This is a genomic window from Luteimonas dalianensis, assembly GCF_049339425.1.
Classification (GTDB): Bacteria; Pseudomonadota; Gammaproteobacteria; order Xanthomonadales; family Xanthomonadaceae; genus Luteimonas; species Luteimonas dalianensis.
Window position 1 is genome coordinate 12,994 of the sequence record NZ_JBMPPO010000011.1, and the last position, 18,453, is coordinate 31,446.

The following is an 18,453-nucleotide window of genomic DNA, read 5'->3' on the forward strand; positions in this document are numbered from 1 at the left end:
GCCTTGTGATCCGGAAAGCGGAAGCGGAGGCGTGTTGATGGAGGAACAGATGAACTGGCTGGCGACGGTGCTGGAGCCCTATCCGTGGGCGTATACCGCGGTGATGCTGGCGGCGCTGCTGCTGCTGGCGTGGCTGGCGAACTTCATCACCAAGAAGATCCTGCTGCGGCTGCTGCGGCGCGCGCTGGGCATGCTGCCGGTGCTGCGCGGGGAGAACGCGCCGGCGATGCAGATGCGCGCGGTGCCCAGGCTGGCGAACGTGGTGCCGGCGCTGGTGATTGCCGGCGGCATCATGCACGTGCCCGGCCTGCCGGCCCAGGTGGCGCTGCTGGTGAGCAACCTTGCCCAGGTCTTCGTGGTGGTCACGGTGGTGATGGCGATCAGCCACGTGCTGGACGACATCAACACGATCTACGAACGTCGCCCCGACGCGCACAACAAGCCGATCAAGGGCTACCTGCAGGTGGCCAAGATCGTGCTGTACGCGCTGGCCGCGCTGTCCGCGATCGCGATCCTGGCCGGGGTCGAGCCGCTGCACGTGCTGACCGGCCTGGGTGCCGCCAGCGCGGTGCTGATGCTGGTGTTCCAGGACACCATCCTCTCGTTCGCGGCCAGCCTGCAGATCAGCGGCGATGGCCGGGTGCGGATCGGTGACTGGATCGAAATGCCTTCCCAGAACGCCGACGGCGACGTGATCGACATCGCCCTGCACACGGTGACGGTGCAGAACTGGGACATGACCATCACCACCGTGCCGACCAAGAACCTCATCAGCCACTCGTTCAAGAACTGGCGCGGCATGAGCGAGTCGGGCGGGCGCCGGATCAAGCGCGCGCTGTACATCGACCAGGGCAGCGTGCGCTTCCTCAGGCCGGAGGAGGTGGAGAGCCTGCATCAGTTCATGCTGCTCGACGAATACCTGAAGGAGAAGGAGCAGGAGCTGACGAAGTGGAACACCGAGCTGGCCTCGCGCGGCGGCAGCGCGGCGGTCAACCACCGCCGGGTCACCAACCTGGGCACCTTCCGCGTGTACATCGAGCAGTACCTGGCCAAGCATCCGGGCATCCACCAGGAGATGACCAGCATGGTGCGCCAGCTGCAGCCGACCGAGGCGGGCATTCCGCTGGAGCTGTACTGCTTCACCAACGACGTGCGCTGGACGTACTACGAGGCGATCCAGTCGGACATCTTCGACCACCTGCTGGCGATCATGCCGGAGTTTGGGCTGCGGGTGTTCCAGCGCACCTCGGATGCGCCCATCGACGTGCGCTTGCACGACCGGCGCGGCGGCGAGGGGCAAAAGAGTGGCGATGAAGGCGGGCAGGGGCCGCGGCAGGCGCAGGACTGAACGCGATACGATTCCCGGCCCCGGTTGAGTGCTGCCCAGACCATGGACGTGATCCACATTGAAGGCCTGCGGGTGGACGTGCTGGTCGGCGTCCATCCGCATGAGCGCGAAGGGCGCCAGCCGCTGCTGTTCGACCTGGAGCTGGGGTTCGACAACCGCGTTGCGGCGGCCAGCGACGACGTCGCCGATGCGCTCGATTACGCGGCGGTGTGCGAGGCGGTGCGCGGGTTCGTACAGGCGCGAGAAGACCAGCTGCTGGAGACGCTGCTGGAAACCCTGGCCGCGGAGCTGATGCAGCGTTTCCCGGCGGCGCGGCGGCTGCGGCTGCGGGTGCACAAGCCCGAGGCGGCGCGCGCGCTGGGCTGCGCCGGCGTGGGCGTGTCGATCGTGCGCGACCGCGCGCCGTGAGCGCGGGCTGGCTGCTGGTGCTGGGAAGCGATGCGGGCAGTCAGGCGCCGATCGACGCCACGCTCGCCCAGCTGCGTGAACTGGGCCCGGTGCAGGCGCTGACGCCGGCCCGGCGCAGCCGCGACGCTGACGGCAGCGGGCGCTGGTTCACCAACCGGCTGGTGCGGCTGGACAGCGCGCTTGGGCGCGACGCGATGCGCGCGCGGCTGCAGCAGATTGAGCGCGGCCTCGGCCGCTCCGACGCGCGCGGCGACGTGCTGATCGACATCGACCTGCTGGCCTGCGGCGATGGACGCGCCTGGCAGCTGGATCCGCACGCGGCGGAGAAAGGCGAGCATCAGCGCCCCCACGTCATCGCCCTGCTCCGGGAAGCCGACATCACCCTGTCCGCGCCTTCCTGATCGTCCCCGTCGTCCGCGTCGTTCCCGTCCTCGTTGTAGGAGCGCGCATGGCGCGCTCCTACGGGGTCAGATGGTCAGGGTGCGGCCGCCGTCCACGGCGATGATCTGGCCGGTGACGTAGCGGTTGCCGCGCAGCAGCCACAGCACCGCTTCGGCGATGTCGCCCGGCTCGCCCTGGCGCTCCAGCGCGGTGCGTTCCAGCACCGTCTCCAGGGTCTCGGCCTTGATCGGGTTCTCCGACCACAGCACGTTGCCCGGCGCCACGCCGTTCACCCGCACGTCGGGGCCCAGCTCAAGCGCCAGCGACCGGGTCGCCATCGCCAGCGCGGCCTTGGCCATGCAGTACACCGCGTGGCCGCGCAGCGGGCGCTCGGCGTAGATGTCGACGATGTTGACGATCGCCCCGCCGGTGCGGGCCAGGTGCGGCGCGGCGGCCTGGGCGAGGAAGAACGGCGCGCGCGCGTTGCTGGCGAACAGCTCGTCCCACTGGGCCGGGGTGGTCTGGCCCATCGGCGTGGCGTAGTAGGTCGAGGCGTTGTTGACCAGCCCGTCCAGGCGGCCGAAGTGGCCGACGGTGCGCGCGACCAGTTCGGGCAGGCGGTCGAATTCGGCCAGCTCGGCCTGCAGGACGAGGGTGCTGCCGGGCCGGGCCGCTTCCAGTTCGGCGGCCAGCGCGTCCATCTGCGCGCGCGAGCTGCGGTAGTGCAGGGCCAGGTCATGGCCCTCGGCGTGCAGGCGGCGCGCGATCGCCGCGCCGATGCGCTTGGCGGCGCCGGTGACGAGGACGACGGGGCGGTCTGGGGCCATGCTGGACTCCGCGGCGGGCGCTTCATGTTAGCGGAGCGGTTTTGTCTGCGCGGGCACGGTCATCCGCGGGCAGCGGCGGGTTCCGTAAACTTGGCGGATGACCGATTCCAATATTGATGCCGATGCGCGTGCCCACAGCGAGCGGCTACAGGCGCTGATCCGCCGCGAGATCGAGGCGGCCGAGGTCGGGGCGATCCCGTTCTGGCGCTTCATGGAGCTGGCGCTGTACGCGCCGGGGCTGGGCTATTACAGCGCCGGGGCGACCAAGTTCGGCGCCGCGGGCGACTTCGTCACCGCGCCGGAGCTGGGTCCGCTGTTTGCCGAGTGCGTGGCCGAGGCGGTGGCGCCGGTGCTCGGCCAGCTGGGGCCGGATGCGCACTTCGTCGAGGTTGGCGGCGGCAGCGGGCGCTTCGCCGCCGACGCGATCACCCGCTTGGCGCAGATGGATGCGATGCCGGCGCGCTACGCGATCCTGGAGCCCAGCGCCGACCTGCGCGAGCGCCAGGGCGAGTATCTGCGGCAGCGGCTGGACAGGACCCTGTTCGCGCGCGTGCACTGGCTGGACGCTCCGCCGCAGGAGGAGTGGAACGGGGTGCTGTTCGCCAACGAGGTGATCGATGCGTTGCCCACGCCGCGCTTCGCCATGCTCGATGGCGAGGTGATGGAGGAGCACGTGGGGTTCGAGGACGGCCGCGGCTTTGTGCGCGTGGATCGCCCGGCCGATGCGCTGCTGGCGGCGGCGGTGCGGCACGTGGAGCGGCAGCTGCCCGAACCGTTCGCCCAGGGCTACCGCTCCGAGCTGCTGCCGCAGCTGCCGTACTGGATCCAGGCCGTGATCGGCGCCATGCGCGAGGGGGCGATGCTGTTCGTGGATTACGGCTTTGCCCGCGGCGAGTACTACCTGCCGCAGCGCAGCGACGGCACCCTGCGGGCGTTTTTCCGCCATACCGTGAGCGGCGACGTGCTGGCGCGGCCGGGGCTGCAGGATCTGACCGCGTCGGTGGACTTCACCGCGCTGGCCGAGGCGGGCACGGGGGCCGGGTTCGAGTTCGCCGGCTACTGCAGCCAGGCCGCGTTCCTGATCGGCAACGGCCTGGACAGGCGGCTGGAAGCGCACGAGGCCGGGGCCGCCGACGAGGCCGCGCGCTACACCCTGCGCCAGCAGGTCAAGCAGCTGACGGTGCCCGGGGCGATGGGCGAGGGCTTCCAGGCGATGGGCTTTGCCCGCGGGGTCGATTTCGAGCATGCGTTCCTGGCCGGTGACCTGAGCCACCGGCTGTGAGCTGGCCGCGACGCTCGCTCAAGCCGTTCCGCCGGCCGTGGCTGTGGAGCGGGCTGTGGTGCCTGGCGATCGCCGCGGTGGTGGTGGTCTCGCTGGCGCCGCCGCCGCCGATGCCGCCGGTGGAGGGCGGTGACAAGATCGGCCACTTCCTCGCCTACGGCGTGCTCGCCGCCGCGGCCGTGCAGCTGTATACGCGCTGGCCGTCGCTGCTGGGGGCGGGCCTGGGGCTGGTGCTGATGGGGATCGGGCTGGAGTGGGCGCAGGGCGCGCTGACCGAGACCCGGCAGATGGAGCGCGCCGATGCGCTGGCCAACACGCTGGGCGTGATCGCCGGCCTGGCCACCCGGCTGACGCCGCTGCGCGACCTGCTGCTCCACCTCGACAGCCGGCTCCCCCGGTAGGAGCGCGTAAGACGCGCTCTACAGTCGGGCACCATGGGGGATGGGGTGGGCTAATCTTTGCGGCATGAGGACTTTTGGATGACGGTGATTTCGATTGCATCGCGGGCGCCGGAGGCGGCGCGGGCGGCGCTGCGGCTGGCCTGGGCGCGCAGCGCGGCCGGCGAGCCCGGACTGGCGCTTGAGCGCGCTTCGTCCGACGCGGGCTTTCGCACCTACTGGCGCGCGGCGACCGCGGGCGGCAGCGTGATCGTGATGGATTCGCCGCCGGCGCTGGAGGACGTGCGCCCGTGGCTGCGGATGCACGCGGTGCTGGCCGCCGGCGGGGTGCGCGTGCCGCGGGTGCTGGCGCGCGACGAGGAGGCCGGGTTCGTGCTGATGGAAGACCTGGGTGGCCGCACCTGGCTGCAGGCCGTGGACGAGGTGGATCCGGACGCGGCGTTCGATGCCGCCGTGGAGCAGCTGCTGCGCCTGCAGGCGCTGCCGCCGCCGCCCGCGCTGCCGGCCTACGACCGGGCGCTGCTGCAGCGCGAGCTGGATCTGTTCGGCGAGTGGTACCTGGGGCGCCACCTGGGCGTGGAGCTGGATGCGGATGAGCGCGCGGGGCTGGAGCGGGTGCACGGGGTGCTGATCGGGTCGGCGCTGGCGCAGCCGCAGGTGTTCGTGCACCGCGACTTCATGCCGCGCAACCTGATGCCGGTGGAAGACGGACTGGCGGTGCTGGATTTCCAGGACGCGGTGCGCGGCCCGGTGGCCTACGACCCGGTGAGCCTGGTGCGCGACGCCTTCCACAGCTGGGAGCCGGAGCGGGTGCGGGACTGGCTGGCGCGCTACCACGCGCGTGCGCGCGCCGCCGGGGTGCCGGTGCCGGAGCTGCCGCGGTTCCTGCGCGACGTGGATCTGATGGGCGTGCAGCGGCACCTGAAGGTGCTGGGGATCTTTGCCCGGCTCAACTACCGCGACGGCAAGCCGCGCTACCTGGCCGACGGGGCGCGGTTCCTGGGGTATCTGCAGGAAGTGGTGCCGGCCTATCCGGAGCTGTCGGAGCTGGGGGCGATCATCGACCGGCATGCCGGTCCGGGCGCGGGCCCCGGCGCGGCCTGAGCCCGCCTCTGGTTGACCGACCCCCTGTAGGGCGGGTCGCGGGGTCAACGCGAGTCGCGGAGTCAGCGCGGGGCGGGTGAGCGGGTGCGGGCGATGGCGTCGATGCGGGCCTTGCGCAGGGCCTGGCCGATCTGGGGGCCGGTGAGGCCTTCGGCGGCCAGTTCGCGGGCGCTGACCGCCATGGCGGCGGCGTGCAGGCGCTGCAGCTCGGGGCCCTGGGGGTAGTCCGCGTCTTCGAAACCCAGGCGGCCGCGGCGGTCGGATTCGCACACCAGCGCCAGCGGGGCGATGCGCTCGGGCCTGCGGAAGGCGTCGCAGCGGGCCAGCAGGTCGTGCACGGTGGCGTCGCGCAGTTCGAACAGGCGGTGCACGTTGAGGTGCTCACGGCAGGCGATGCGGGCCAGCTCGCGGTGGGCGTTGGGCACCTTCAGCCGCTCGCACAGCGCTTCCAGCGGCTTCAGCCCGGCCTGCTCGTGGCCGATGTGGCGCGGCCACTTCGAGCGCGGCGTGAGCGCCTTGCCCAGGTCGTGGGTGAGGGCGGCGAAGCCGGCCACGTCGTCGCCCGGGGCCAGCCGCGCGCACATGTCGCTGACCATTTCCTGGTGGATGCCGGTGTCGATTTCGGGGTGGTATTCGGCCCGCTGCGGCACGCCGTACAGCGCGTCCACCTCCGGCAGCACCGCGGCCAGCGCGTCGGCCTCGCGCAGGGTCCGCAGGAACGCCGAGGGCCGGCCCGCGCGCAGCGCCTTGCACAGCTCCTGCCAGGTGCGCTCGGGCACCAGCGCGTCGAGCTCGCCGCTGGCGGACACCTCGCGCATGAGCGCCATCGTCTCCGGCGCCACGCTGAAGCCCAGCGGCGCGAAGCGGGCCATGAAGCGCGCCGCGCGCAGCACCCGCAGCGGATCCTCGACGAAGGCCGGGCCGACGTGGCGCAGCACGCGCTGTTTGATGTCGCGCGCGCCGTTGAACGGATCCACCAGGCCGCCGTCGGCGTCCTGGGCGATGGCGTTGATGGTGAAGTCGCGCCGCTCCAGATCCTGTTCCAGCGTCACCGACGGGTCGGCGTGCACGGTGAAGCCGCGGTAGCCGGGCGCGGACTTGCGCTCGGTGCGGGCCAGCGCGTGTTCCTCGCCGGTATCCGGATGCAGGAACACCGGGAAGTCGCGGCCGACCGGACGGAAACCGGCGGCGGCCATCGCCTCGGGCGTCTGGCCGACCACCACCCAGTCGCGGTCGCCCGGCGGCAGGCCCAGCAGCCGGTCGCGGACGGCGCCGCCGACGAGATAGGTCTTCATGCCGCCATGATGCCCGACCGCCCACGCGTAGGAGCGCGCATGGCGCGCTCCTATGCGGCGGGGGCGGGGCAGGCGAACGGGCGGCTGGGCTCGCCGGTGCGGCCGTGCATGCGCTCGCTCAGGGGCACGGCGGCATCGTTGAGGCGCCAGTCGTAGATCACGCTGAAGGCCATCACCCGGGCCACGTATTCGCGGGTCTCGCGGTAGCTGATGGTCTCGATCCAGATGTCCGGATCCATGTGGCCGCGCTGCTCGCGCCAGCGCGCCGTGGGCGCGGGCCCGGCGTTGTAGGCGGCCGAGGCGATGTAGGGGAAGCCGTACTGGTCACGGCGCTGGGCCATGTAGGCAGTGCCGATGCGGATGTTGGTGGCCGGGTCGTACAGGCTGTTGGCCCCGTTCCAGGCGATGCCGTTGCGCCGCGCCACCGCCGCGCCGGTGCTGGGCAGCACCTGCATCAGCCCGCGCGCGTCGGCCGGCGAGCGGGCGTTGGGGTTGAAGGTGCTCTCGGCGCGGATCTTGGCCGCCACCCAGGCCGGATCCAGGCCGTTGCGGGCGGCTTCGGCGCGGATGATGGCGTCGTAGTGCAGCGGGAAGCGCAGCGCGTACAGCCGGGTTTCGCCCGGCTCCCGGCCCAGCCCGAACACCGCGCGGTCGAACCAGCCGTTGTCCTGCGCCACCTTCACCGCGATCTGCCGCTGCACGTCGCTGAAGCGCTCCAGGGCGTGGGCCCATTCGCGCGTGGCCCAGCCCGGGCGGTCGGCGCGGAACAGCGCCATCGAGCGCACCATCGCCGGGTCGTTGGCGACCCGCGCGTACGAGGACGCGTCGCCGGGCGTGTCCAGCGGGCACAGCGCGTAGGGCTGGCCGAGGCGGTCGGCGGCCAGGAAGCCGTGGAAGGTGGCGTCGGTGGCCGCCTTTTCGAACAGCCGGGCCGCCTGGCGCATGTCGCCGAGCTTCTCGTGCATGCGGCCTTCGAACCACGTCCAGCGCGCGCTGTCGCGCTGTGTGTTGCCCATCTTTTCGATGGCGGCCAGCGTCGCGCGCCAGTCGCCGCGGGACAGGCCCTCGCGCACGCGCCATTCGTGCAGGCGCTCGTCGTATGCGGAGGCGGGCACCAGGTTGAGCCGGCGCTCGGAGTCGGGCAGGTAGGAGGCCACCGTCCACAGCGCGATCTGGTACAGCACCCGGCCGTTGGCGGCCTCGTCGAACTCCAGCGCCTGCGCGTAGCGCGGCAGCCGGGCTTCGGCGGCGTCCGGATCGTTGCGGCCCAGCTGGGCCAGGCCGTGCGAGGCCACCAGCCGGCTGCGCTCTGTCCTGGGCCAGTTCAGCGCGCGCTCGTGCGGGGCCTGGACGAAGGCGGCGTAGTCCTCGGCCAGCGTGCGCTGGCCGGCGGGCAGGCCGCGCGCGGCCACGCGCATGACGCCGGGGTTCCACTCCGCCGCCGCCAGCTCCAGCCGTTCCCAGCGCAGCTCCGGGGTCAGCGCGCCGCGCGCGTCGAGCGCGGCGAACGGGCCGTCGCACTGGTCGGGCAGCGAGTCGCCGCTGGAGCGCCAGATCTCCTGCACCTGCGCGTCCCAGGCGGCGTCCGCGGCGCCCAGGCGCTGGCGCGCATCCAGCTCGATGCAGCGCAGGGTGGTGTTGGTGACCTCGGGCGACCAGGCGGCGCGGATGCCGGCCCAGTCCTGGCGCTTGTGCAGGGCGCGCAGCCATTCGGCGCGGAACGATTCGGCCACCGCCTGGCCCTCGTGGCGGGCCAGGAACGACTGCGCCTGGTCGCCGGGGAGGGATTCGAGGTTGCGCCTGAGCGATGCGAACTCGATCCAGCCGTGCGCCGGGTGCGAGCTCATGTGCGGCGGCACCGGCCGGCCGCGCGCGGCAGCCTCCAGCGCGGCGCGCAGCTGGGCGTCGTTGGACTGGGCGAAGGCGGTGCCCGGCACCGCGAGCGCGGCGAGGGCGACGGTCAAAAGCAGTCGTTTCATGGGCAAAACCGGATGGGCGAACGCACCCGGCCGACTATAGCGAAGGGCCGGTGAAGCCGCGCACAGCGGCGGCCGCCGGCCGGCGTTGCGCTACCCTTGCCGCCCCTGTTCCGATCTGTCCCTGCGATGCTGACCCTGCTGCTCACCTTCCTCGCCCTGGGCGCGCTGGTCGGCGTCCTGGCCGGCCTGCTGGGCATCGGTGGCGGTCTGGTGCTGGTGGCGGCGCTGGCCTGGCTGCTGCCCCAGTACGGGATCCCGAAGGAGGCGGCGATGCACGCCGCCCTGGCCAGCTCGCTGGGCAGCATCGTGCTGACCTCGCTGTCGTCCAGCCGCGCCCACCACCGCCGCGGCAGCGTGCTGTGGCCGAGCGTGGCCTGGCTGGCGCCGGGGGTGGTGGTCGGCGCCTGGCTGGGCAGCCGCTTCGCCATCGCCCTGGACGGTGCGGTGCTGCGCTGGGCGTTCGTGGGCTACTGCCTGCTGATTGCCGCGCAGATGGCGTTCTCGCGCAGCGCGGCTCCGGGTGACGCGGTGCCCGCGCCGCGCGGCCTGCCGATGGCGCTGGCCGGCGGCGGCATCGGCGCGGTGTCGGCGGTGGTGGGCATCGGTGGCGGCAGCCTGACCGTGCCGCTGCTGACCTGGCTGGGGGTGGCGCCGGTGCGCGCGGTGGGCACCGCGGCGGCCTGCGGCATCTTCATCGGCCTGGCCAGCGCCGCCGGCTACGCGCTGCAGGCCCCGGCCGGCGCGCTGGGCGAACACGCCATCGGCTACGTCTACCTGCCGGCGGCGCTGGGCGTGGCGACGGCCTCGATCCTGACCGCGCCGCTGGGCGCGCGCATCGCCCACGCGATCAGCGGGGTGGCGCTCAAGCGGGTGTTCGCGGTATTCATGCTGCTGGTGGGGCTGGGCATGGCGGCGTGGTGAACGCCGCTGCCAGCTGGCTCAGCCGGCGGTGCGCAGGGCCTCTTCGGGCACGTCCAGCTCCACCGACAGGGCCAGGTGGTCGGACAGCGCCGCGGGCAGGGCGCGCATGTTGTTGGCGGCCAGGCTGCTGGTGACCAGCACGTGGTCGATGGCGCGCTGCGGGCGCCATGAGGGGAAGGTGTGGATGCGCCCGTCGGTCGGCTGCAGCGCGGTGTGCCGGTACAGCACCGACATCTCGGGCCGGTCGGCGGTGCAGTTGAAGTCGCCCATCAGCACCGCGTTGGGGTAGTCGCTGAGCAGCTCGGCGATGTAGCCCAGCTGCGCCTTGCGCGACTGCGCGCCCAGCGACAGGTGGGCCACGGCGATGGTCAGGCCGGCGTCGCCCTCGCCGAAGCGGGCCAGCAGCAGGCCGCGCCCGCGCACCCGGCCGGGCAGCGGGTGATCCATGACTTCGATCGGCTCATAGCGGCTGAGCAGCGCGTTGGCGCTGGAGGCGACGTTGGCGACCTTGCGGTTGGGCTGGTGCGTCCAGTAGTCGAACCCGCCGCGCTCGGCCAGGTAGTGGGTCTGGTTGGTGAAGCCCGAGCGCCAGCTGCCCGGGTCGCTCTCCTGCAGGCCGACGATGTCGTGGCCGCCGGCCAGGTCGGCGATCTGATCCAGCGCCTGGCGCTTGCCGCCCGCGGGCAGCACGTGCGACCAGCTGCGCATGGCGTAATCGCTGTAGCGGCGGGTGCTGGAGCCGGCCTGGATGTTGGCGCTCAGCAGCTTGATCTGCTTGCGCTCGCGGGCGTTGGCGGCCATGGCCCGCTCGGCCACCCGCCTGATTGCCCCATCCTGGCCCGGCGCGGCGCTCACTCCGCTGCGACCTCCGGCTCGACGCTCTCGCCTGCCGGCGCGGCCGCACCGGCGGCGGCGCGTTCCTGCTCGACCAGGTAATCGACGATGCGCAGCACGTCCTGGAAGTCCTGGCCGCTGACCACCCGGTACTTGCCGTTGACGATCATGGTGGGAGTGGCCTCCACGCCGGTGCGCTGGGTGAACTGCAGCGCGCGGCGCATCTGGCCGCTGACGGCAAAGCTTTCCATGGCCTGGGCGAAGCGGGTGGCATCCGCGCCGTGGCCGGCGTAGAACCCGGCCAGGGCGTCGTTGGTCACGCCCTGCGCCGGCAGGCTGCGCTGGCGGTGAATGGCATCGAACATCGGCTGGTGGGTGGCGTCGGCCAGATCCAGCGCCTCGGCGGCGTAATAGGCCTTCGCGTACGGCTGCCAGTAGCCGCCGAACGGGGCCGCCAGATGGCTCACGCGCACGTCGTCGGGCTGGCGCTGTTTCCACGCCGACATCAGCGGCTGGAAGCTGGCGCAGGCCGGGCAGGTGTAGCCGAACACTTCCACCACCTCGATCTGGCCGTTCAGCGGCAGGTACGGCTGCGGATCGGCGATCTCGACGTAATGGGTGCCCGCCACCGGGGCGAGTTCCTGCGGGGCCTGGGCGGCGGGCTGCTCGACGCTGGCCGGGGCGGTTGCCGCCGGGGTTGCCGCGGGGGTCGCGTCGTCCTGCTGGGCGCAGGCGACCAGCGCCAGCGGCAGGAGCAGGGAAAGAAAGGCGTGGCGAAGGATTTTCATAAGAGCGCTCTCTGGCGTGTCAGACAGTATCTGAGGGAGGGTTGGCGCCGGATCAAGGCGCGCGTTCGATGGCGATGAGCTGTTCAGCGATGCGCAGGACGTCGCCCAGGGTGCGGCCCTGGACGCGGTATTTGCCGTTGATCACCACGGTGGGCGTGCCCTGGGCGCCGCTGCGGCGCAGGAAGTCGTGGGCCGCCTGCACCCTGGCCGCGGTTTCCGGGCTTTGCATGGCCGCGCCCAGCTGCTGCCGATCCACGCCCAGGCCGGCGTAGAAGCTGGCCAGTTCGCCGACGGTGGCGTTGCGGGCGAGGATTCGGCTGCGGTGCACGGCGTCGAAGGTGGCCGCGTGCACGGTCTCGTGGCTGCCAATGGCCTGGGCGGCGAAGAACGCGGTGGCGTAGGGATCCCCGGCGCGGAAGGCGGCCGGCACGTGGCTGACCCGCACGTCGTCGGGCTGGCGCCTGGCCCAGGCGTCGAGCATCGGCCGGAATTCATGGCAGACGCTGCAGGCGTAGGAGAAGATCTCGGCCACCTCGATCCGGCCTTCCAGCGGCTGCCAGGGGCCGGCATCGGCGATGCGGACGTAGTCCTGGCCCTCAACCGGGGCCTGGGCGGAAGCGGCGGCGGGCGCCAGGGCTGCGGCCGGCAGGAGCAGCAGGGCCAGCAGCCAGTGGACGGGGGCTTTCATCGGGGGCGGGCCTCCGGGCAAAAAAAAGCCGGCCGAAACGCTCCGGCCGGCACATGATTTCAAGGAGACTGTGAAGGCTCTGACCGCGTGCAGGCGTGAAAGTTCACGGCTGCTCGACGGGCTCCGTGGTTTCCGGAGCGGCCTCGGCATCCGCGTCCGCGGCCGGAGCCGCGTCGGCAGGTGCGGCATCTTCCGCCGCGGCTTCGGCCTCGGCCGGCGCCTGGGCGTCCGCATCAGCGGCTTCGGCCGGCGCGGCGGCGGCGGGCGCTGCTGCCGCAGGTTCCGGAGCGACTGCGACCTGGGCCATGGCGGCGCGGGTGGCCGCGTCCGGGCGCGGGTGCAGGCCTTCCATGTAGCTGGCCAGGGCCTGGATTTCCTCGTCGGTGAGGTCGGCGGCGATCTGGGCCATGATCTGGAACAGCGCCGGATCCTGCCGCATGGTCTCGCCGGTGCGGTATTCCTGCAGGCGCTGGGCGGCGTACCAGGACGGCTGGCCGCTGACCTGCGGGTAGGCCGGGCCGGGGTTGCCGGCGCCGGTGGGGCCGTGGCAGGCCATGCAGGCCGGGATGCCGCGGTTGGCGTCGCCACCGTGGAACAGCTGCTGGCCGATCTCGTAGAACTTCAGGCCGGCGTAGTCGCCGGACTCGACCACGCTGTCGTCGGCCAGGCCGGTGTCGGGAGCCTGGGTGGCGTAGTACGCGCCCACGTCACGCATGTCCTGGCCGCTGAGCATCTGCGCGAACGGCGCCATGATCGGGCTCTGGCGCTCGCCGGTCTTGTACAGGGCCAGCTGCTGGGCCATGTAGCGCTCGCTCTGCCCGCCCTGGGACGGATAGATGTCGCGCACCGTGCTCTTGCCGTCCATGCCGTGGCAGGCGGCGCAGGTGGCCGCCAGCTCGGCGCCCCGCTCCGGGTTGCCCCAGGTGGTGTCGGCGAGAATTTCAGCGACGGTCTGGGTCACAAGCGGGGCGGCTTCCACCGGCGCTTCTTCTTCCAGGGGCACGGTGGTGGACTGGGCGTAGGCGACCGCGGCGGCCGTCAGGGCGGCCAGTCCGGCGATGGCAAGAACGCGAGCGTGGCGCATTGCGAGGCTCCGGGAACACGTAGAGGCCGGGCGCGGCGCGCCCGGCAGGTCGCCGGATTATCGTCGGCAGGCGCAAGTGCGGTCAAACCGGCGCAGGCGTCCGGGCCGTGCGATCCTAGCGCGATGACCAATCCGCTCGCCCGCGCCCGCTACCACCTGTCCGCCCACAACCGGCCGCAGCTGCCGCCCGATGCCGGCTACGAGGTCGCCTTTGCCGGGCGTTCCAACGCGGGCAAGTCCAGCGCCCTGAACGCGATCTGCCAGCAGAACGCGCTGGCGCGGGTGTCCAAGACCCCGGGCCGCACCCAGCAGCTGGTGTTCTTCCAGGTGGAGCCGCATGCGGATCGCCACCTGGTCGACCTGCCCGGCTACGGCTACGCCAAGGTGCCCAAGGATCTGCAGGCGCACTGGCAGGCCTTCATCGCCGGCTACTTCGAAACCCGCCAGGCGCTGCGCGGGCTGGTGGTGGTGATGGATATCCGCCACCCGCTCAAGGACTACGACCGGCAGATGCTGGGCTATGCGGTCGCGCGCGGCCTGCCCGCGCACGCGCTGCTGACCAAGGCCGACAAGCTCGGCCGCGGCGGCGCTGCCAACGCCCTGCAGGCGGTACGCCGGGAGCTGAAGGCCGAATATGGCGAAGGCGTCAGCGTGCAGACGTTCTCGGCGCTGAAAAAGAGCGGCGTGGACGAGGCCCGCGCGGTGATCCAGGGCTGGCTGGATCTGGCGTAGGGGGCCTCTCCCGGGCGCCAGCCCCACCATTGCCGTGTTCCAGTTCCGGAACGCCACGCGGCCGGCGCGACCGGTAAAATGCGCGGGCTTCCCGGCCCCTGCGGCCGGGGAAGGTTTCCCCTCCGGAGTCCACCCATGTCGAGTTCCAGCCAGGTCGGTGACGCAGAGCCGATTACCCGCCGCGACCAGCTGGTGGCGGTGCCGGCATCGGGCGAGAAGCCGCGCGCGCAATGGCGCATCGGAACCGAGCACGAGAAGTTCGGCTTCCAGATGGAAGACCTGCGCCCGCCCGCCTTCGACGGCGAGCGCGGCATCGAGGCCCTGCTCAACGGCCTGGCCCGCTACGACTGGAGCCCGGTGCAGGAGGGCGGCCGCACCGTGGCGCTTTCGCGCAACGGCGCCTCGGTGACCCTGGAGCCGGCCGGCCAGCTGGAGCTGTCCGGCGCGCCGCTGGAGAACATCCACCAGACCTGCGCCGAGGTCGGCAACCACCTGTTCGAGCTCAAGACCGTGGCCGACGAGCTGCGGCTGGGTTTCCTGGGCATGGGCTTCCAGCCCAAGTGGAAGCGCGCCGACATGCCGTGGATGCCCAAGGGCCGCTACGCGATCATGCGCGCCTACATGCCCAAGGTCGGCGACCTGGGCCTGGACATGATGACCCGCACCTGCACCGTGCAGGTCAACCTGGACTATTCCAGCGAAGCGGACATGGTGAAAAAGTTCCGCGTGGCGCTGGCGCTGCAGCCGGTGGCCACCGCGCTGTTCGCCGACTCGCCGTTCACCGAAGGCAAGCCCAATGGCTTCCTCAGCTACCGCTCGCACATCTGGACGGACACCGACCCGGATCGCACCGGCATGCTCGACTTCGTGTTCGAGGACGGTTTCGGCTACGAGCGCTGGGTGGATTACATCCTCGACGTGCCGATGTACTTCGTGCAGCGCGGCGAGCGCCACATCGACGTGGCCGGGCAGAGCTTCCGCGACTTCCTCCAGGGGCGCCTGCCGGCGCTGCCGGGCGAGCTGCCCACGCTCACCGACTGGACAGACCACATGACCACCGCCTTCCCCGAAGTGCGGCTGAAGAAGTTCCTGGAAATGCGCGGCGCCGACGGCGGCCCGTGGAACCGGCTGTGCGCGCTGTCGGCGTTCTGGGTCGGTCTGCTCTATGACGACGCCTCGCTCGACGCCGCCTGGGATCTGGTGAAGGACTTCAGCATCGAAGAGCGCAACGCCCTGCGCGACGGCGTGCCCAGGCAGGCGCTGGGCCTGCCGTTCCGCGGCGGCAAGGTGCAGGATCTGGCCATCCGCGCGCTGCAGGTATCCGCCGCCGGCCTGGCCCGGCGCGCGTCGCTCAACGACCAGGGCAGCGACGAGGTGCGCTTCCTGGAGCCGCTGATCGAGTTCGCCGAATCAGGGCAGACGCCTGCCGAGAGGAAGCTGGAGCTGTTCCACGGGGAGTGGGGCGGGGATGTGGATCGGGTGTTTCGGGAGTTTGCGTATTGAGGGGCTGGAAAGCTCATGGCTCCGGGACTTGTTCGACCTTGGCGCCCACAAACTGGTCGTCGTGACTGAGCAGGGTGACATTCCAGCCTGACGTGTCATGCACCATGAATGTATCTGGCAGGGTCGGGTCAATATGCACGGGTGTCAGGGCTCCGGTTTCCAGCCGGTAAACGTATAGAAGCGTCGCACGAGGCGGCGTTCCTTCGATTTCCGCTGCTGTCTTGCCCTCCGTATCGGCTGAAGGCAGGTCAGCGCTTCCCAACAGATGCTGGTCATTGAGCCACCGCCAACCGAATCCGGTCGCGTCGCGCGGTTCCGGAGGCGCGCTTGGCAGCGTTTGGCCCGTATCCAGATCATCCACCGGCGCCACGGTGAACTTGGCGTCGCCATTATTGATCAGCGCAAAGCCGTTGTTCGGGCTCATCTGCAGGCCATAGATGGATCCATCCACGGCCCCGCTCCTGAGGATGTTGCCCTCGAGGTCAACGATGCGGGCGCTCGTTCCCCGGCCCAGTAATTTCAATGGGGGATCAAGGTCTTGGTTGCTTGTGCCACGTTCTTCCAGGTGATGAGGGATGATTCGATAGGAAGGCTGGAGGGCGCCGTTTTTTGCGCCTTGTCTGGATGTGGATCCCGATGGGTCGGTGATGCCTGAGGGTGCGCCAATCTTTGCGGCGCAACCCGTTGAGCATGCGACCAGAATTGCGAGAGTGGCCAGTGTGGGGAGCCGGATTGCTCCAATAGCGTGGGCCAGTCGAGTCACGGGGTGCTCCTTCGCAACGTGCCACCTGAGGAGGAAATCACTGGGCCATGACCCGCTATTTGGAATGGACGATTGGTGGAGGCTTGTGGTTCTTCACGGCGCTCAGTCCAACTGGTCAATTAGTTTGTCGATGGGTCGGGAAGCTATCTGCTGTCAAACGACCTTCTTTCACAGACTCCTTTCCATTGCTCAAATACTGAATTGGCCGCCCGATCTCATCCACTTCGATCGGATCAAAAACCTCCTCTGTCTGAACGAACCTTCCTTTCGAGTAGGAAAAGTCCCTTATTCTGACTGACCCTTCATATTGGTACCAAGAAGAAATTTCCTCAGCGAAAGCCAGTGGTTCACCTTTGGGGTCTGCTATGACTCCGGAAATAATGATTGAAGAGCCCTCTCCGTCCTCTACTACATAGGCCTTGTAAAGGTAGGCCATGAAATAGCGGTCATCAGGTATGCGCCAGGCCGAGATCAGCGATACATCCTCGTTTGTGCCTGCCACCAGCTCCCCTTCTATGATTTTTAAGAAATTGAAGTAGTCCGGTGGAAGGCAAGCAATTGAGGCAGGCGACCTGTTGTTAGCGGGAACATTTATCTCTGCAGGGTCTGGCGTATCGGCGGACAGCGAATTCTCATTGAATAGGTTGAAGGCGCTTAACTTCTCGTGGTCGTCTGGCAACGCAACGGTCGCGAGAAGCTGGGCGCATGATTCCGTGTCGGGCCCATGCGTGACGTCTGCTTCGGCAGTCTCTGCTTCCATGTGGCTTTGAAGGGGCGGGTCGACGGGGTTGGCGGCCATGCACCCTTGAAGGGCCATTGTGGTAAGAATCAGGATTTTCTTCATTGCTCAACTTCCACCAAGTTTGGAGAGTATCCGCCAACATGCAAGTGATGATGATGCCCATGGTAATGCGTGGTGCGAGGGTAATCCCCCCACAGGTTAGCTGACGCCAGAAGTGGAATTTTCTCGTACCCTTTCCCGAGGAGGTTCCATGAAGAAGTCCCGTTTCACCGACAGCCAGATCATCGCCGTGCTCAAGCAGGCCCAGGCCGGCACGCCCGTGCCGGAGCTGTGCCGCGAGCACGGCATCAGCTCGGCGACGTTCTACAAGTGGCGCAGCAAGTTCGGCGGCATGGAGGTGTCCATGGTCGGCCGGATGAAGGAGCTGGAGGAGGAGAACCGTCGGCTGAAGAAGATGTACGCCGAGGCCCAGCTCAGCACCGACCTGCTCAAGGAAGCGCTGTCAAAAAAATGGTGAGGCCATCTCAACGCCGGGAGATGGCCCGACAAGCGGTTGCAGGCGGACGAACGAACATCCGGCACGCGTGCCGCACGTTCCAGATCAGTGAGACGTGCTATCGCTACGAGGCGAAGGCTTCGGATGAGAACGCCCTGATCGCCGACTGGCTGGTGCGTCTGACCACGACGTATCGCGACTGGGGCTTTGGCCTGTGCTTCCTGTACCTGCGCAACGTGCAGGGCTTTGGCTGGAACCACAAGCGTGTCTACCGCATCTACCGGGAGCTGGAGTTGAACCTGCGGATCAAGCCGAAGAAGCGCCTGGTTCGCGAGAAGCCCGAGCCGCTCGCGGTGCCCGAAGCGATCAACCAGGTCTGGTCGATGGACTTCATGCACGACCAGCTCAGCGACGGGCGCAGCTTCCGGCTGTTCAACGTGCTGGATGACTTCAATCGCGAAGGACTCGGCATCGAGGTCGACCTGTCACTGCCGTCGGCCCGCGTGATCCGATCGCTGGAGCAGATCATCGAATGGCGCGGCAAGCCAAAGGCGATTCGTTGCGACAACGGTCCCGAGTACGTCAGCGGCGCGCTGCTGGGTTGGGCAGAGCAGCAGGGCATCCGGATCGAGCATATCCAACCAGGCAAGCCACAGCAGAACGCCTACGTGGAGCGCTACAACCGCACGGTCCGCTACGGCTGGCTGGCCCGAACGCTGTTCGACACGATCGATCAGGTGCAGGACAGGGCCACACGCTGGCTATGGTCTTACAATCACGAACGCCCGAATATGGCGCTCGGCGGCATCACTCCGATCCAAAAGCTGGCACTCGCTGCATAGCTCCACTTCTGGCGACTGCTAAAAATGGGGGGATTACC

The 18,453-nt window shown here is 69.8% G+C and carries 18 protein-coding genes and 1 pseudogene; 10 read left to right on the top strand and 9 right to left on the bottom strand.

What is annotated here, in order from left to right:
* Nucleotides 1-37 precede the first annotated feature (37 nt).
* From ACOZ90_RS13875 to ACOZ90_RS13885, 3 genes are read left to right on the top strand one after another with little or no spacing between them, the layout of a single operon-like run.
* On the top strand, nucleotides 38-1,348 hold the full coding sequence (locus ACOZ90_RS13875; RefSeq protein WP_422894239.1) for a mechanosensitive ion channel family protein: 1,311 nt from the start codon (nucleotides 38-40) through the stop codon (nucleotides 1,346-1,348).
* Nucleotides 1,349-1,390: 42 nt separating this feature from the next.
* Nucleotides 1,391-1,756, top strand: a complete 366-nt coding sequence (gene folB / locus ACOZ90_RS13880; RefSeq protein ID WP_422894256.1) for a dihydroneopterin aldolase — start codon at nucleotides 1,391-1,393, stop codon at nucleotides 1,754-1,756.
* Nucleotides 1,753-2,157, top strand: a complete 405-nt coding sequence (locus tag ACOZ90_RS13885) for a 2-amino-4-hydroxy-6-hydroxymethyldihydropteridine diphosphokinase (RefSeq protein ID WP_422894240.1) — start codon at nucleotides 1,753-1,755, stop codon at nucleotides 2,155-2,157. The genes folB and ACOZ90_RS13885 overlap by 4 nt, the downstream gene beginning before the upstream one ends.
* 66 nt (nucleotides 2,158-2,223) lie before the next feature.
* Here ACOZ90_RS13885 and ACOZ90_RS13890 read toward each other — a convergent pair whose 3' ends face one another.
* The gene (locus tag ACOZ90_RS13890) at nucleotides 2,224-2,964 is read right to left on the bottom strand and encodes a pteridine reductase (protein ID WP_422894241.1); all 741 of its coding nucleotides are present in this window, start codon (nucleotides 2,962-2,964) and stop codon (nucleotides 2,224-2,226) included.
* Nucleotides 2,965-3,061: 97 nt separating this feature from the next.
* Here ACOZ90_RS13890 and ACOZ90_RS13895 point away from each other — a divergent pair, with 97 nt between their 5' ends.
* The 3 genes from ACOZ90_RS13895 (at nucleotide 3,062) to ACOZ90_RS13905 (ending at nucleotide 5,748) form a co-directional block, all read left to right on the top strand.
* The gene (locus tag ACOZ90_RS13895) at nucleotides 3,062-4,246 is read left to right on the top strand and encodes a class I SAM-dependent methyltransferase (RefSeq protein WP_422894242.1); all 1,185 of its coding nucleotides are present in this window, start codon (nucleotides 3,062-3,064) and stop codon (nucleotides 4,244-4,246) included.
* Nucleotides 4,243-4,647: a VanZ family protein gene (locus tag ACOZ90_RS13900; protein WP_422894243.1), complete on the top strand. Its 405-nt coding sequence runs from the start codon at nucleotides 4,243-4,245 to the stop codon at nucleotides 4,645-4,647. Before ACOZ90_RS13895 ends, ACOZ90_RS13900 begins: the two co-directional genes overlap by 4 nt.
* A 78-nt stretch (nucleotides 4,648-4,725) precedes the next feature.
* Nucleotides 4,726-5,748, top strand: a complete 1,023-nt coding sequence (locus ACOZ90_RS13905; RefSeq protein WP_422894244.1) for an aminoglycoside phosphotransferase family protein — start codon at nucleotides 4,726-4,728, stop codon at nucleotides 5,746-5,748.
* 62 nt (nucleotides 5,749-5,810) lie between these two features.
* Here ACOZ90_RS13905 and ACOZ90_RS13910 read toward each other — a convergent pair whose 3' ends face one another.
* A complete protein-coding gene (locus ACOZ90_RS13910; protein ID WP_422894245.1) occupies nucleotides 5,811-7,043 on the bottom strand; it encodes a multifunctional CCA addition/repair protein in 1,233 nt (410 codons plus the stop codon).
* Nucleotides 7,044-7,093: 50 nt separating this feature from the next.
* Nucleotides 7,094-9,022, bottom strand: a complete 1,929-nt coding sequence (locus tag ACOZ90_RS13915; RefSeq protein ID WP_422894246.1) for a lytic transglycosylase domain-containing protein — start codon at nucleotides 9,020-9,022, stop codon at nucleotides 7,094-7,096.
* Between the two features lie 126 nt (nucleotides 9,023-9,148).
* On the opposite strand from ACOZ90_RS13915, the gene ACOZ90_RS13920 reads away from it, so the two are divergent.
* Entirely contained in the window at nucleotides 9,149-9,943 is a 795-nt protein-coding gene (locus ACOZ90_RS13920) for a sulfite exporter TauE/SafE family protein (RefSeq protein ID WP_422894247.1), read from the top strand.
* 18 nt (nucleotides 9,944-9,961) lie between these two features.
* Here ACOZ90_RS13920 and ACOZ90_RS13925 read toward each other — a convergent pair whose 3' ends face one another.
* The 4 genes and pseudogenes from ACOZ90_RS13925 to ACOZ90_RS13940 all read right to left on the bottom strand — a co-directional run.
* Entirely contained in the window at nucleotides 9,962-10,744 is a 783-nt protein-coding gene (locus ACOZ90_RS13925; protein WP_422894257.1) for an endonuclease/exonuclease/phosphatase family protein, read from the bottom strand.
* A 50-nt stretch (nucleotides 10,745-10,794) separates the two neighbouring features.
* The gene (locus ACOZ90_RS13930) at nucleotides 10,795-11,565 is read right to left on the bottom strand and encodes a thiol:disulfide interchange protein DsbA/DsbL (RefSeq protein WP_422894248.1); all 771 of its coding nucleotides are present in this window, start codon (nucleotides 11,563-11,565) and stop codon (nucleotides 10,795-10,797) included.
* Between the two features lie 52 nt (nucleotides 11,566-11,617).
* Nucleotides 11,618-12,253, bottom strand: coding sequence for a thiol:disulfide interchange protein DsbA/DsbL (locus ACOZ90_RS13935; protein ID WP_422894249.1), 636 nt, complete (start codon nucleotides 12,251-12,253; stop codon nucleotides 11,618-11,620).
* Between the two features lie 238 nt (nucleotides 12,254-12,491).
* Nucleotides 12,492-13,337, bottom strand: a pseudogene (locus ACOZ90_RS13940) (c-type cytochrome); the annotation flags it as partial.
* Nucleotides 13,338-13,460: 123 nt separating this feature from the next.
* Between ACOZ90_RS13940 and yihA the strand changes: the two are divergent.
* Together yihA and ACOZ90_RS13950 are read left to right on the top strand one after the other, a co-directional pair.
* Nucleotides 13,461-14,069 carry a ribosome biogenesis GTP-binding protein YihA/YsxC gene (yihA, locus tag ACOZ90_RS13945; RefSeq protein ID WP_422894250.1) on the top strand — a complete coding sequence of 203 codons (609 nt, stop codon included), beginning with the start codon at nucleotides 13,461-13,463 and terminating at the stop codon, nucleotides 14,067-14,069.
* A gap of 135 nt (nucleotides 14,070-14,204) precedes the next feature.
* Entirely contained in the window at nucleotides 14,205-15,572 is a 1,368-nt protein-coding gene (locus tag ACOZ90_RS13950) for a glutamate--cysteine ligase (protein ID WP_422894251.1), read from the top strand.
* 13 nt (nucleotides 15,573-15,585) lie between these two features.
* Here the strand turns inward: ACOZ90_RS13950 and ACOZ90_RS13955 are convergent, their stop codons facing one another.
* Entirely contained in the window at nucleotides 15,586-16,335 is a 750-nt protein-coding gene (locus ACOZ90_RS13955; protein WP_422894252.1) for a hypothetical protein, read from the bottom strand.
* Between the two features lie 115 nt (nucleotides 16,336-16,450).
* Nucleotides 16,451-17,179 (bottom strand): hypothetical protein, encoded by a 729-nt coding sequence (locus tag ACOZ90_RS13960; RefSeq protein ID WP_422894253.1) that lies wholly within the window; start codon nucleotides 17,177-17,179, stop codon nucleotides 16,451-16,453.
* A 148-nt stretch (nucleotides 17,180-17,327) separates the two neighbouring features.
* On the opposite strand from ACOZ90_RS13960, the gene ACOZ90_RS13965 reads away from it, so the two are divergent.
* Nucleotides 17,328-18,415, top strand: a protein-coding gene (locus ACOZ90_RS13965; RefSeq protein WP_422894254.1) for an IS3 family transposase whose coding sequence is annotated in 2 segments (ribosomal slippage) — nucleotides 17,328-17,580 and nucleotides 17,580-18,415 — 1,089 coding nt in all. Because the reading frame shifts where the segments join, the coding sequence is not laid out codon by codon here.
* Nucleotides 18,416-18,453: the final 38 nt, after the last annotated feature.